At 65.0% G+C, this 12,552-nt stretch carries 13 protein-coding genes and 1 rRNA gene; 5 read left to right on the top strand and 9 right to left on the bottom strand.

Features of this window, described 5'->3' with window-relative positions:
• Positions 1-12: 12 nt before the first annotated feature.
• Entirely contained in the window at positions 13-1,194 is a 1,182-nt protein-coding gene (locus IP91_RS24260; protein ID WP_145652893.1) for a GGDEF domain-containing protein, read from the top strand.
• A 3-nt stretch (positions 1,195-1,197) separates the two neighbouring features.
• Here the strand turns inward: IP91_RS24260 and trpC are convergent, their stop codons facing one another.
• The 7 genes from trpC to rpe all read right to left on the bottom strand — a co-directional run bounded on the left by trpC (position 1,198) and on the right by rpe (position 7,431).
• Positions 1,198-1,998, bottom strand: coding sequence for an indole-3-glycerol phosphate synthase TrpC (gene trpC, locus IP91_RS24255; protein ID WP_145652891.1), 801 nt, complete (start codon positions 1,996-1,998; stop codon positions 1,198-1,200).
• 8 nt (positions 1,999-2,006) lie between these two features.
• Positions 2,007-2,645 carry a LysE family translocator gene (locus tag IP91_RS24250; protein ID WP_145652889.1) on the bottom strand — a complete coding sequence of 213 codons (639 nt, stop codon included), beginning with the start codon at positions 2,643-2,645 and terminating at the stop codon, positions 2,007-2,009.
• Between the two features lie 8 nt (positions 2,646-2,653).
• Positions 2,654-3,691, bottom strand: a complete 1,038-nt coding sequence (gene trpD / locus IP91_RS24245) for an anthranilate phosphoribosyltransferase (protein ID WP_145652887.1) — start codon at positions 3,689-3,691, stop codon at positions 2,654-2,656.
• A 2-nt stretch (positions 3,692-3,693) separates the two neighbouring features.
• Entirely contained in the window at positions 3,694-4,287 is a 594-nt protein-coding gene (locus IP91_RS24240; RefSeq protein ID WP_145652885.1) for an anthranilate synthase component II, read from the bottom strand.
• Complete coding sequence (gene trpE, locus IP91_RS24235) at positions 4,288-5,784, bottom strand: anthranilate synthase component I (RefSeq protein ID WP_145652883.1); 1,497 nt, start codon at positions 5,782-5,784, stop codon at positions 4,288-4,290.
• A 259-nt stretch (positions 5,785-6,043) separates the two neighbouring features.
• Complete coding sequence (locus tag IP91_RS24230; RefSeq protein WP_145652881.1) at positions 6,044-6,766, bottom strand: phosphoglycolate phosphatase; 723 nt, start codon at positions 6,764-6,766, stop codon at positions 6,044-6,046.
• Positions 6,766-7,431 (bottom strand): ribulose-phosphate 3-epimerase, encoded by a 666-nt coding sequence (gene rpe / locus IP91_RS24225; protein ID WP_145652879.1) that lies wholly within the window; start codon positions 7,429-7,431, stop codon positions 6,766-6,768. Before rpe ends, IP91_RS24230 begins: the two co-directional genes overlap by 1 nt.
• Before the next feature lie 169 nt (positions 7,432-7,600).
• Here rpe and apaG point away from each other — a divergent pair, with 169 nt between their 5' ends.
• Positions 7,601-7,975, top strand: coding sequence for a Co2+/Mg2+ efflux facilitator ApaG/CorD (apaG, locus tag IP91_RS24220; RefSeq protein WP_145652877.1), 375 nt, complete (start codon positions 7,601-7,603; stop codon positions 7,973-7,975).
• A 192-nt stretch (positions 7,976-8,167) separates the two neighbouring features.
• On the top strand, positions 8,168-9,370 hold the full coding sequence (mltA, locus tag IP91_RS24215; protein WP_145652875.1) for a murein transglycosylase A: 1,203 nt from the start codon (positions 8,168-8,170) through the stop codon (positions 9,368-9,370).
• Here mltA and IP91_RS24210 read toward each other — a convergent pair.
• On the bottom strand, positions 9,367-9,819 hold the full coding sequence (locus IP91_RS24210; RefSeq protein ID WP_145652873.1) for a universal stress protein: 453 nt from the start codon (positions 9,817-9,819) through the stop codon (positions 9,367-9,369). The two genes, mltA and IP91_RS24210, sit on opposite strands and share 4 nt — an antisense overlap.
• Before the next feature lie 50 nt (positions 9,820-9,869).
• Entirely contained in the window at positions 9,870-11,156 is a 1,287-nt protein-coding gene (locus tag IP91_RS24205) for an MFS transporter (protein ID WP_145652871.1), read from the bottom strand.
• 84 nt (positions 11,157-11,240) lie between these two features.
• On the opposite strand from IP91_RS24205, the gene IP91_RS24200 reads away from it, so the two are divergent.
• Together IP91_RS24200 and IP91_RS24195 are read left to right on the top strand one after the other, a co-directional pair.
• Positions 11,241-12,017 carry an enoyl-CoA hydratase gene (locus tag IP91_RS24200; protein ID WP_145652869.1) on the top strand — a complete coding sequence of 259 codons (777 nt, stop codon included), beginning with the start codon at positions 11,241-11,243 and terminating at the stop codon, positions 12,015-12,017.
• 361 nt (positions 12,018-12,378) lie between these two features.
• Positions 12,379-12,552, top strand: a 16S ribosomal RNA gene (locus IP91_RS24195); the annotation flags it as partial.

Here is a 12,552-nt window from a genome sequence, read left to right as displayed (position 1 = left end):
GACGATGCGCCGATGATGAAACTACTCGATCCGTTCAGCGTCGTGCTGATGGCGGCGCTGATGTGCGCCGTCATGAGCATGGTGCTGTTCGGTGCGCGCCGCAGTTTTCCCGCCGAGCTGCGTGGCATCGGCCACTGGAGCGCCGCGATGCTGGTGCAGGTGGTGTCCGTGATCGGTTTCGCCTTGCGCGGCACATTGCCCGATGCCGTGCTGCTGCCGGTCGCGAACGTGCTGTTCGTGATCGGCAATGGCCTGTGCATGATCGGCCTGCAGCGCTTCTATGGTGTCGCATCGGGCTGGAAGATGCTGGGCGGCGCGGCCGGCTTCGCGCTGGCGGGCATGCTGTATTTCCTGCTGGTGTACCCAGACTATGCGGCCCGCGTGGCATGGATGGCGCTGCCGATGACGGTGCTGAACGGCACGCTGCTGGGACTCGTCTGGCGGCACGGCCGCCCCAAGCTGGCCACCTGGTTCTTCGGCGGCCTGATCGCATTGAATACGGTGCTGATGGCGGTGCGCGGCGTGCTGGCCCTGACGCACGGCGCGGCGGTGGTGGACGTGACGCGGCCCGGCGCCTTCCAGAGCGTGTACCTGGCCGCGACGGCGCTGCAGCCGGCACTGCTGGCCCTCGGCTTCCTGATGGTGGCGAACGAACGCCTGCGGCTGCTGCTGGAGCGCCGCTCGGCCAGCGATCCGCTGACCGGGGTGCTGAACCGGCGCGGTTTCGGCGAGGTCTACACGCGCGAGGTGGCCCGCATGGCACGCCAGCGGCAGCGCTCACGCTCGCTGGCGCTACTGTCCGTCGACCTGGATTTCTTCAAGAAGATCAACGACCACCACGGCCATGCGGAAGGCGACCGGGTGCTCGTGAATGTGGCGAAGATGATCGAATCGGTGCTGCGCGAATCGGATGTGGTGGCGCGCTTCGGCGGCGAGGAATTCAATGTGCTGCTGCCGGAGACGGACCTGAAGCGCGCGCTGGCCGTGGCCGGACGGGTGCAGACGCTGCTGCGCGAAGCCTGCACCGGCGACATGCCGTCCTGCACGGCCAGCATCGGCGTGTCGGTGCAGACCGATCCGGCCGAAGGCCTGCAGCCGCTGCTGGGCCGTGCCGACGAGGCGCTGTACCAGGCGAAGAAGAACGGCCGCGACCGCGTGGAGACGTGGCAGGAAGCGGCCTGGCAGGTGTTCTAGCCGTCAGTTGAACAGCCGGTTCAGCTCCGTGCCCGGATCCGGCGCGCGCATGAACGCCTCGCCAACCAGGAAGGCATGCACATCCGCCTCGCGCATGCGCTTCACGTCGTCGCCATTCAGGATGCCCGATTCCGTGATGACCATGCGTTCGGCCGGAATGCGCGGCAGCAGGGCCAGCGTGTTGTCCAGCGAGACCTCGAAGGTGCGCAGGTTGCGGTTGTTGATGCCGATGAGGTTCGTCTTCAGCTTCAGCGCCGCCGTCAGCTCGTCGCCATCATGCGACTCCACCAGCACGTCCATGCCCAGGTCGTGCGCGCACGCTTCCATCTCTGCCATCAGGCCGTGATCGAGGCCGGCGACGATCAGCAGGATGCAGTCCGCCCCCATCGCGCGGGCTTCGTAGACCTGGTACATATCGACCAGAAAATCCTTGCGCAGCACCGGCAGGCTGCACGCCGCGCGGGCCTGCTGCAGGTATTCGGTGGCGCCCTGGAAGAACTGCACATCCGTCAGCACGGACAGGCAGGACGCACCGCCCGCTTCGTAGCTTTGCGCGATCGCCGCAGGCTGGAAGTCGGCGCGCAGCACGCCCTTCGATGGCGACGCCTTCTTCACTTCGGCGATGACGCCGGCTTGTCCCGCCGCGATGTGCCGGCGCAGGTTCGCTTGGAAGCCGCGGAGGGCGGCGCGCGAGGCGCTGTCGCCTTCCACGTCGGCACGCAGGCTGGCCAGGCTGCGGTATTTCTTTGCCGCGGCCACTTCATCGGCCTTCACGGCCAGGATTTTATTGAGGATATCGGACATGGATTTCTTTAGTGACGGTCGGCCAGCGCGAGACGCGCGCCCAGCACGAGGAACAGGCTGCCGGTGACGCGGTTCAGCCACAGCGCAACGAGCGGTTTGACTTTCAGGCGCGCGCTGGCAAACGCGGTGAACAGCGCCAGGCCGTGACACCACAACATGCCGTTGAAGTCGAAGATCAGGCCCAGCACGATGAAGGCCAGCGGCTTGTTCGGCGCATCGGCATCGATGAACTGCGGCACGAAGGCAAGGAAGAACAGCGCGACCTTCGGGTTCAGGATATTGGTCAGAAAACCCTGGGCATAGATGCGGCGCAGCGGCAGCGGGGCGGGTGGCGGCAACGGGACGTCGTCGCTTTGCTTGAGGCGGGCGCGCAGCATGCCGATGCCGCACCAGACGATGTAGGCCGCGCCGACCCATTTGACGACGTTGAACGCGGCCGCCGATGTCGCCAGCAGCGCCGACAGGCCCAGCGCGGCCGCCAGCACGTGCACCAGCGTGCCGGTGCCGATGCCGAGCGAGGCGGCCACGCCGGCGCGCCAGCCCTGCGTGGCGCTGCGCGCCATGATCAGGAGCGTGTCCGGTCCGGGCATGATGTTCAGCAGCAGCCCGGAGACGATGAACAAGGCCAGGTCATGGATGCCGAACATGCGCCGCCTCAGTTATGGGCGCCGAGCGACTGCGTGACGTCGACGAACTGGTTCAGCTTCGCCAGTGCCGCACCCGATTCCAGTGCCTGGCGCGCCTTGATCAATCCCACCTCGATCGACGGTGCCACGCCGGCAGCGTACAGAGCGGTGCCGGCATTGAGCGCCACGATGTCCGCCGCGGGGCCCGTTTCGCCGGACAGCACGCCCAGCACCTTGGCCTTCGATTCGGCCGCATCGGCTACCTTCAGGTTGCGGCTGGCGATCATCGGCAGGCCGAAGTCTTCCGGATGGATCTCGTATTCGCGGATCTCGCCGTCCACCAGTTCGCCCACCAGCGTGCCCGCGCCCAGCGACACTTCATCCATGTTGTCGCGGCCATACACCACGATGGCGTGCTGCGCGCCGAGGCGCTGCAGCACGCGCACCTGGATGCCGACCAGGTCCGCATGGAACACGCCCATCAGGATGTTCGGCGCACCGGCCGGATTGGTCAGCGGTCCCAGGATATTGAAGATCGAGCGCACGCCCAGTTCGCGGCGCACCGGCGCCACGTGCTTCATCGCGGCGTGGTGGTTCGGCGCGAACATGAAGCCGATGCCCGTCTGCGCGATCGATTGCGCGATCTGTTCCGGCTTCAGGTTGATGTTGGCGCCCAGCGCCTCGATCAGGTCCGCGCTGCCGGAGGAGGAGGACACGCTGCGTCCGCCATGCTTGGCGATGCGCGCGCCGGCCGCGGCGGCCACGAACATGGCGCAGGTGCTGATGTTGAACGTGTGCGCGCCATCGCCGCCGGTGCCCACGATGTCGAGCAGGTTCGTCGTGTCCGCCATCGGCACCTTGGTGGAAAACTCGCGCATCACCTGCGCGGCGGCGGTGATCTCGCCGATCGTTTCCTTCTTCACGCGCAGGCCCATCGTCAGCGCCGCCACCATGGTTGGCGACATCTCGCCGCGCATGATCTGGCGGAACAGGTGCAGCATTTCGTCGTGGAAGATCTCGCGGTGCTCGATGCAGCGGACCAGCGCTTCCTGGTAGGTGATCGCCATGGTCATTCCTCCGCCGCTGCTGCCACGGGGGCGGTGCGGTCGAGGAAGTTCTTCAGCATCGCGTGGCCGTGTTCGGACAGGATCGACTCGGGGTGGAACTGCACGCCCTCGATGTCGTAGTCCTTGTGCCGCACGCCCATGATTTCGCCATCGTCCGTCCATGCCGTCACTTCCAGGCAGGCGGGCAGCGAGGCGCGCTCTATCGCCAGCGAGTGGTAGCGGATCACGGTGAAGGGGCTCGGCAGCTCCTTGAACACACCCTCGCCGGTATGGGCGATCGGCGACGTCTTGCCGTGCATGACTTCCCTGGCGCGGATGACCTTCCCGCCGAACGCTTCGCCGATCGCCTGGTGGCCCAGGCACACACCGAGGATTGGCTTCTTGCCCGCGAAGTGCTTCAATACTTCGACAGAGATGCCGGCCTGCGCGGGCGCCTTCGGTCCCGGCGAGATGCAGATGCGGTCCGGATTCAACGCCTCGATCTCCTCGATCGTGATCTCGTCGTTGCGGACCACGCGCACATCCTCACCCAGCTCGCCGAAGTACTGCACGATGTTGTAGGTGAACGAATCGTAGTTGTCGATCATCAGCAGCATTTAGAACTCCCCATCCAGGCCATCCTGCACTTGCTCGGCCGCGCGCAGCACGGCGCGCGCCTTGTTTTCCGTTTCCTGCCATTCCATCTCGGGCACCGAATCGGCCACGATGCCGGCGGCGGCCTGTACGTACAGCATGCCGTCCTTGATCACGCCGGTGCGGATGGCGATCGCCACGTCCATCTCGCCGCCGAACGACAGGTAGCCGCAGGCGCCGCCATAAATCCCGCGCTTGGTGATCTCCAGCTCGTCGATCACTTCCATCGCGCGCACTTTCGGCGCACCGGTCAGCGTGCCGGCCGGGAAGGTGGCACGCAGCACGTCCAGGTTCGACATGCCGGACTTCAGCTTGCCCTCCACGTTCGAGACGATGTGCTGCACATGCGAATATTTTTCGATGACCATCTTGTCCGTGACCTTCACGGAGCCGATCTCGGCGATGCGGCCCAGGTCGTTGCGGGCCAGGTCGATCAGCATCACGTGCTCGGCCACTTCCTTCGGATCGGCCAGCAGTTCCTCGGCCAGCTGCGCATCCTGTTCCGGCGTGCTGCCACGGGGGCGCGTGCCGGCGATGGGGCGCAGGGTGACCTTCTTCTCGCCATCCGGCAGAGTCTCGTTGCGCACCAGGATTTCCGGCGACGCGCCCACGATCTGCATGTCGCCGAAGTTATAGAAATACATGTACGGCGACGGGTTCAGCGAGCGCAGCGCGCGGTACAGTGTGAGCGGCGAATCGACATACGGCTTGCGGATGCGCTGGCCGATCTGCACCTGCATCAGGTCGCCCGCCATCACGTATTCCTTCGCCTTGGCCACGGCGGCGAGGTAGGAGGCCTTGTCGAAATCGCGGATCGCTTCGGTGCGCACGGACGACGACGTGACGGGCGCATCGACACCGCGGCGCAGCAGTGCCTTCAGGTCCTTCAGGCGCTGGCGCGCTTTCGGGAAGGACTCGGCCTGCGTGGTGTCCGCATACACGATCAGGTACAGCTTGCCGGAGAGGTTGTCGATGACGGCCAGTTCTTCCGTCACCATCAGCTGGATGTCGGGCAGGCCCAGGTCATCCTTCTGCGCCGAGCCAGCCAGCTTCTTCTCGATATGGCGCACGGTGTCGTAGCCGAAGTAGCCGGCCAGGCCGCCCACGAAACGGGGCATGCCGGGCCGCAGCGCGACCTTGAAGCGGGCCTGGTACTGCTCGATGAATTCGAGGGGATTGCCGTCATGCGTTTCGATGACTTCGCCGCCCTTGACGATCTCGGTGCGGTTGCCAACGGTGCGCAGCAGCGTCTTCGCGGGCAGGCCGATGAAGGAGTAGCGGCCGAAGCGTTCGCCGCCGACGACGGACTCCAGCAGGAAGGTGTTCTTCCCGCCGTTCTGGCTCTGCGCCAGCTTCAGGTACAGCGACAGGGGCGTTTCCAGGTCGGCAAACGCTTCCGCGATCAGGGGGATACGGTTGTAGCCTTGCGTGGCCAGCGATTTGAATTCGAGTTCGGTCATGCTTCTCTCCAGTCCGCCACGCGAAGGTGTGGTGGTGGCGGTGAGGTTCAAAAAACCTGCCGGGAGAGCGATGGGCCCACGTTTTCAGTACGGTCGCGCGAAGTCTCCGACGGCAGCAATCAGGATGGCTTAATTTGCGGTGAAATCAGCCGAAGATTGCCAGCGTCGCCACAGCCAGGCCTCGATCGATCCCTGGTGAGTAACGTTGTGTCTTTTGTTGAGAAACATCGTTGATGACGAGCGTGTGCTTGTATGGTGTTTAGGTGGGTGCCGTGCCGTTGTGCGCACGGTTGTGTGCACTGATCAGCTCAGCCGCATGTAGCAGCGTGTCAACTATACCATCGGAATCCGTGTCGTGTATAGATTCGCCGTGGTTGTACCCGTACGGTACCGTCAGCACCGGGCAGCCGGCCGCGCGGGCGGCCTGCGCATCGTTCGACGAGTCGCCGATCGCCACCACCTGGTGCGCCGGCAGGCCGAAGTATTCGCAGGCTTTCTGCAGCGGCAGCGGATCGGGCTTCTTCCTCTCGAACGAGTCGCCGCCGTAGATCACTTCGAAGTAGCCGTCCAGCTCCTTCAGCTTGAGCAGCGGCAGCGCGAAGGCCAGCGGCTTGTTCGTCACGCAGGCCAGGCGGATGCCGGCGTTCTTCAGTTCCGTCAGGCCGGCCGCCACGTCCGGATACAGCGTGCTGTGGTGGCCGTTGATGGCCAGGTAGTGCCGCTGGTAGGCATCCATCGCGGCGGCGAAGTGCTGCTCGACGGCGGCATCGTCATGGTCCAGCGACAGCACCGAGCGGATCAGGTTTTCCGAACCCTTGCCCACCATGTTCTTGATCTGCTCGGCCGTGATCTCGTCCAGGCCCAGCTCCGCGCGCATGCGGTTGATCGCCACGTGGAAGTCCGGCACGGTGTCGAGCATCGTGCCGTCCAGGTCGATGATGGCGGCGCGCACGCCGGCCAGGGGATGCGGGGCGCCCGTCATTACAGCGTCGCCAGCTGGGTGCGCATCGCGTCGATCACGGCCTTGTAGTCGGGCTGGCCGAAGATCGCCGAGCCGGCCACGAAGGTGTCCGCACCGGCTTTCGCTGCCGCGGCGATATTGTCGATCTTGATGCCGCCATCGACTTCCAGCAGGATGTCGCGGCCTGATTCGTCGATCAGGCGGCGCGCCTCGGCGATCTTCTTTAGCGCCTGCGGGATGAACGACTGGCCGCCGAAGCCCGGATTGACGGACATAATCAGGATCATGTCGACCTTGTCCATTACATGCTCGAGGTAGGACAGGGGCGTGGCCGGGTTGAACACCAGGCCGGCCTTGCAGCCGTGGTCGCGGATCAGCTGCAGCGAGCGGTCGATATGGTCCGAGGCTTCCGGGTGGAAGGTGATGATGTTCGCACCGGCCTTGGCGAAGTCGGGAATGATGCGGTCGACGGGCTTGACCATCAGGTGCACGTCGATCGGCACTTCCACGTGCGGGCGGATCGCCTGGCATACCAGCGGGCCGATCGTCAGGTTCGGCACATAATGGTTGTCCATTACATCGAAGTGGATGATGTCGGCACCGGCGGCAACGACGTTTTTCACTTCCTCGCCCAGGCGGGCGAAGTCGGCGGACAGGATGCTGGGAGCGATGCGGAAGGTGGTCATGGCGGAGCCGGTAGCAGATGGAATAAAAAAGATCCGCTATTCTACGCCGCCCGCCCGATATCTGCGGGGCGTGTCTTGCGCGCCCACGCGATTTGCGGTGCAATGTGCGCGGTTAGCAAACCGCCAAATTGGTCTTTTTGGCACCATAGTCCAGCAACGAGGAATCCCGATGTCCCAATATGAATTCACCGTCTCGGTCAGGACCCAGTACCTGCCCGAGCAGTCCGACCCGGAACGCACCAACTACGTGTTCACCTACTCGATCACGATCCGGAACACGGGCAAGGTGGCGGCGCAGCTGATCTCGCGCCACTGGCTCATCACGGATGCGAACAACCACATCCAGGAAGTGCGCGGTCTCGGCGTGGTGGGCCACCAGCCGCTGCTGCAGCCGGGCGAGCAGTTCGAATACACCAGCGGCACGCAGCTGGCGACCCCGCAGGGCTCGATGGTGGGCGAGTACTTCTGCGTGGCCGAGGATGGCCACCAGTTCGAAGCGAAGATCCCGGAGTTCGTGCTGTCCCTGCCGCGCACATTGCACTGATGGCTTGCCGGGGAACTTGTATCATTCGGCCTTACCCGGCCCCTCTGCCGGCGGGGTCTTCTTCTTGCGCGGCATCGTCCACCAGACGATGAACACCAGCAGGAACAGCGCCACCAATGCCTCGACCATCAGAATCCACATACCGCCCCCATGTCTTTTGCACGCCGTAGTCTACCCCGTAATGTTCATCCGATGATCCGCCCGCTGGGCGCCGCCACCGCACTGGCAGTACTGCTGGCCGGCTGCGCCACGGCGCCGCCGCAGGCAGTAACGCAGTCGCCGCAGCCGCTGCCGGCAGCCCAGCCGCAGGCCACCCCACAGCCGCTGCCGCCTGCTGCGCCAGCGCCGGCGAACAAGACCACGTTCGTGCCCGCCACGTTCGCCGACCTGCCGGGCTGGGCGCGCGACGATGTGCGGGCCGCCTGGCCGGCCTTCATGTCTTCGTGCTCCGTGCTCGGCAAGCGCGCCGACTGGAAGGAGTCGTGCTCGATCGCGCGCACCGTCAATGCCGGCGCCGAGCGCGCCATCCGGCTGTTCTTCGAGACCTTCCTGCAGCCGCAGCGCGTGATCGCGCCGGACGGTTCGGACACGGGCCTCGTCACGGGCTACTACGAGCCGCTGCTGCGCGGCACCCGCAAACAGGGCGGCGTCTACCAGACGCCCCTCTATAAAGTACCGGACGATATGCTGACCATCGACCTGGCCAGCGTCTACCCGGAACTGAAGGGCAAGCGGCTGCGCGGCCGGCTGCAGGGCAGGAAAGTGGTGCCGTACGCCAGCCGCGCCGAAATCGCGCGCGCCGACTTCAAGGGCAAGGAGCTGCTGTGGGTCGACGATCCCGTGGAGGCCTTCTTCCTGGAGGTGCAGGGCTCGGGCCGCGTGCAGCTCGATACCGGCGAGACGGTGCGCGTGGCGTATGCGGACCAGAACGGCCAGCCCTACCAGTCGATCGGCAAGTGGCTGATCGCCCAGGGCGAGTTGACGGCGGACCAGGCCTCGGCCCAGGGCATCAAGGCCTGGATCGCCGGCCACCCCACGCGCCGGCAGGAGCTGTTCAACGTGAACCCCAGCTACGTGTTCTTCAGGGAGGAGAAGCTGCCGGACCCGAACGTGGGCCCGAAAGGTTCGCTGGGCGTGCCGCTGACGCCGCAGCGCTCGGTGGCCGTCGACACGTCGCAGATCCCGGCCGGTGCGCCGCTGTTCCTGTCCACCACGCAGGCGGCCAGCGACATTCCGCTGCAGCGGCTCGTGATGGCGCAGGACACGGGCGGCGCCATCAAGGGCGCCATCCGCGTCGACTTCTTCTTTGGTTTCGGCACCGAGGCGGCCGAGAACGCCGGGCGCATGAAGCAGCCCGGCCAGGTGTGGGTGCTGCTGCCGCGGCCGACGCGCTAGCCGGCGTGCGGGTCGCGCAGCACGAGGACGGGCAGGTGCGTATGCGACAGCACCTTCTGCGTCTGGCTGCCCAGCAGCAGCTTGTCCAGGCCCGAGCGGCCGTGCGAGGCCATCACGATGATGTCGCAGTGGTGCTGGGCCGCGGCTGCCACGATCTCGTCCGACGGGCTGGGGGAACTGGCGATGATGCCTTCGAACGGCACGCCAGCGGCGGCTGCCGCAGCCGACACCTTCTCCAGGCTGGCGCGCGCCACGCCATCCATCTGCGTATCGAACACTTGCGCGTCCGGCACCACGGCCACTTCCGTCATCGGCACGAAGGGGAAGGGCTGCGCCACGCTGATGGCGACGATGCGGGCGCCATGCAGCCGCGCGAACTCGATGACCTGTGGCGTGACTCGTTCCGACAGCTCGGCGCCGTCGGTGGGAAACAGGATGTTGGTGAACATGATGGCCCCTCTTGCTAAGTTGGCAACCGGGCCAGTGTAGAACCGGGCCTTTATCCGGGGCGCACGCTTCGGATCGGACGCGAGGCCATCATTGCCGCCGTCAGCAGGATGCCGCCGGCGGCAATGCAGTACAGCGCGGTGCGCACGCCGAAGCGGTCGCCCACGTAGCCGGCCAGCAGTGCGCCGAGCGGCGCCACGGCCACGGTGAGGAAGCGCATCGTGGAGATCATCCGGCCCAGCATCGCGTCCGGCGTGACCTTCTGGCGCAATGCCAGGTAGGGCACGAAGAACAGCATCACGCCGCAATCGAAGAAGAACACCAGCAGCGCATAGACGGCCGCGGTGGCGTTGGCGCTGCCGAACAGGTCGCGCGGGATCGTGGGCATCAGCACGAAGCCGAGCGCCGTGCCGGCGGTGCCGATCAGGATCGTCACGCCCGGCCCGTAGCGGCGGTTCAGGGGCCGCATCAGCTGCGAGCTGACGAACACGCCGATCCCGCCCAGCATCTGCGCCGTGCCGATCATCCCGGCCGTCATGCCCAGTTCGCGCGTGGCGAACAGCACCGTCAGCGCCGAGTAGCCATAGAACAGCAGGTGCCACACGCCCGCCGTCCAGGCCAGTGCGCGCAGCAGGGGCTGGTGCCAGATGAAGACGAAGCCTTCGCGGATGTCGTGCAGCGGGTGCTTGTCGCTGGGCGCCGGGACCGCCTCCTGCAGCTTCACGCGGCACATGTTCCAGACCGAGATGAAGAAGGTTGCCGCGTTGACGACGATGGCGACGGGCGCCGTGAGCCACTGGATCAGGAGGCCGGCCAGGCCGGGCGCCAGCAACCGCGAGATGGAATCGGTGGTGGCAAAGCGCGATTGCGCCTCGACCATGCGTTCCCGTCCCACCAGCAGGGTGAGGAAGATCTGCTCCGCGCCGCCGCCGATGACGGAGCAGGTGCCCTGGATCGCCGCCACGGTATACAGCCACGGCATGCCGAGCAGGTCCAGCCACCACGCGACGGGGATCGAGGCGAGCGACAGGCCCTGCGCGATCTTGCTGCCCAATAGGATCGGCAGCTTGCGGCTGCGGTCCAGCCACACGCCGGCCGGCAGGGCGAAGAATGCGTAGGGAATGGCGGCTGCGGCAGTGAGAATGCCCATCTGCGCCGCGGTCGCATGCAGCATGAGTACCGCGCACAGGGGCAGGGCGAGCGCGCCGATCTGCGAGCCGAAACTGGTGAGTACCATGCTGGTCCAGTAGCGGCGGAAGTCGGGGCTGGCCAGCAGCGGATCGCTGCGCCAGCGTTCGGCGATGGAGGTAATGAAGGAGGCGCGCGGGGAGGACGGCATGGGCCAACGATGATAGCAGCGGCATTTCGATGACGCTACAATCGCTTTCCGGATTACTTATGACCGTTTGCCCTGGAGGCCGCTATGCAATATGAAGACCTGATCGTCGAAGTCCATGGCCGGGTGGCGCTGATCCGCCTGAACCGTCCCAAGGCGCTGAACGCGCTGAACGACCGCATGATGAACGAGCTGGGCGAAGCGTTCGCCATCTTCGACAAGGATCCGCAGATCGGCTGCATCGTCCTGACGGGCAGCGAGAAAGCCTTTGCTGCCGGTGCCGACATTCCCGCGATGATCGACTACACCTACCAGGACACCTACCGCGACGACTACATCACCCGCAACTGGGAACACATCCTGAAGGTACGCAAGCCGGTGATCGGCGCCGTGGCCGGCTATGCGCTGGGCGGCGGCTCGGAGCTGGCGATGATGTGCGATTTCGTGATCGCGGCGGACACGGCCAAGTTCGGCCAGCCTGAAATCAAGATCGGCGTCACGCCGGGCGCGGGCGCCACGCAGCGCCTGCCACGTGCGATCGGCAAGGCCAAGGCGATGGACCTGCTGCTGACGGCGCGCACGATCGATGCCGCCGAAGCGGAACGCACGGGGCTGGTGGCGCGCGTGGTCCCGGCGGACAAGCTGATCGACGAAGCGCTGGCGGCAGCCACGGCGATCGCATCGATGCCGCTGTCCGTGGCCATGCAGATCAAGGAGGCGGTGAACCATGCTTTCGAGGTACCGCTCACGGAAGGGGTGCGTTACGAGCGCCGTTTGTTCCATGCCGCGTTCGGTACGCCGGCCCAGCGCGAGGGGATGCACGCTTTCCTCGAAAAGCGCTTGCCAAAGTTCGAGGGGCTTTGATATAGTTCTGTCCCTCGCAGCAACGCGCTGTCACGAAAGTGAAACAAGCGTGTTGATGTGGAAGAAAAGAGGGGTTGACGAGAATCACGAAACACTAGATAATCTCGCTCCTCTGCTGCTGACGAACACAACGCTTCGTCGCCGGGTTGACCGGAATGCAGAGCCGCTGAAAGGCGCAGAATTCTTTAACAATCAACAGTCGATAAGTGTGGGCGTTTGATGGAGTGCCCGGGGCTTCGGTCTCGATAACTCAAAATATAGCATCAAACGCTCATACAGTAATAAAACGCAATTTTCGAAAGAAAGTTTCGTCAGTTATTTGAATGAGCGACCAAGTCCGCAAGGACTTTAAACAGAGATTAAACTGAAGAGTTTGATCCTGGCTCAGATTGAACGCTGGCGGCATGCTTTACACATGCAAGTCGAACGGTAACAGGGAGCTTGCTCCGCTGACGAGTGGCGAACGGGTGAGTAATATATCGGAACGTACCCAAGAGTGGGGGATAACGTAGCGAAAGTTACGCTAATACCGCAT

It is taken from the genome of Pseudoduganella lurida, assembly GCF_007830455.1.
GTDB lineage: Bacteria > Pseudomonadota > Gammaproteobacteria > Burkholderiales > Burkholderiaceae_D > Rugamonas > Rugamonas lurida.
The sequence above is the reverse complement of the archived record's forward strand: the minus strand, read 5'-3'. Positions and strand labels throughout refer to the sequence as shown.

What these genes read in the sequence shown, in the direction of transcription:
- IP91_RS24260 (WP_145652893.1), top strand. Translation starts at nt 13, where the DNA reads ATGATGAAACTACTCGATCCGTTCAGCGTCGTGCTGATGGCGGCGCTG.
- trpC (WP_145652891.1), bottom strand. Translation starts at nt 1,998, where the DNA reads ATGTCCGATATCCTCAATAAAATCCTGGCCGTGAAGGCCGATGAAGTG.
- IP91_RS24250 (WP_145652889.1), bottom strand. Translation starts at nt 2,645, where the DNA reads ATGTTCGGCATCCATGACCTGGCCTTGTTCATCGTCTCCGGGCTGCTG.
- trpD (WP_145652887.1), bottom strand. Translation starts at nt 3,691, where the DNA reads ATGGCGATCACCTACCAGGAAGCGCTGGTCCGCTGCATCGAGCACCGC.
- IP91_RS24240 (WP_145652885.1), bottom strand. Translation starts at nt 4,287, where the DNA reads ATGCTGCTGATGATCGACAACTACGATTCGTTCACCTACAACATCGTG.
- trpE (WP_145652883.1), bottom strand. Translation starts at nt 5,784, where the DNA reads ATGACCGAACTCGAATTCAAATCGCTGGCCACGCAAGGCTACAACCGT.
- IP91_RS24230 (WP_145652881.1), bottom strand. Translation starts at nt 6,766, where the DNA reads ATGACGGGCGCCCCGCATCCCCTGGCCGGCGTGCGCGCCGCCATCATC.
- rpe (WP_145652879.1), bottom strand. Translation starts at nt 7,431, where the DNA reads ATGACCACCTTCCGCATCGCTCCCAGCATCCTGTCCGCCGACTTCGCC.
- apaG (WP_145652877.1), top strand. Translation starts at nt 7,601, where the DNA reads ATGTCCCAATATGAATTCACCGTCTCGGTCAGGACCCAGTACCTGCCC.
- mltA (WP_145652875.1), top strand. Translation starts at nt 8,168, where the DNA reads ATGATCCGCCCGCTGGGCGCCGCCACCGCACTGGCAGTACTGCTGGCC.
- IP91_RS24210 (WP_145652873.1), bottom strand. Translation starts at nt 9,819, where the DNA reads ATGTTCACCAACATCCTGTTTCCCACCGACGGCGCCGAGCTGTCGGAA.
- IP91_RS24205 (WP_145652871.1), bottom strand. Translation starts at nt 11,156, where the DNA reads ATGCCGTCCTCCCCGCGCGCCTCCTTCATTACCTCCATCGCCGAACGC.
- IP91_RS24200 (WP_145652869.1), top strand. Translation starts at nt 11,241, where the DNA reads ATGCAATATGAAGACCTGATCGTCGAAGTCCATGGCCGGGTGGCGCTG.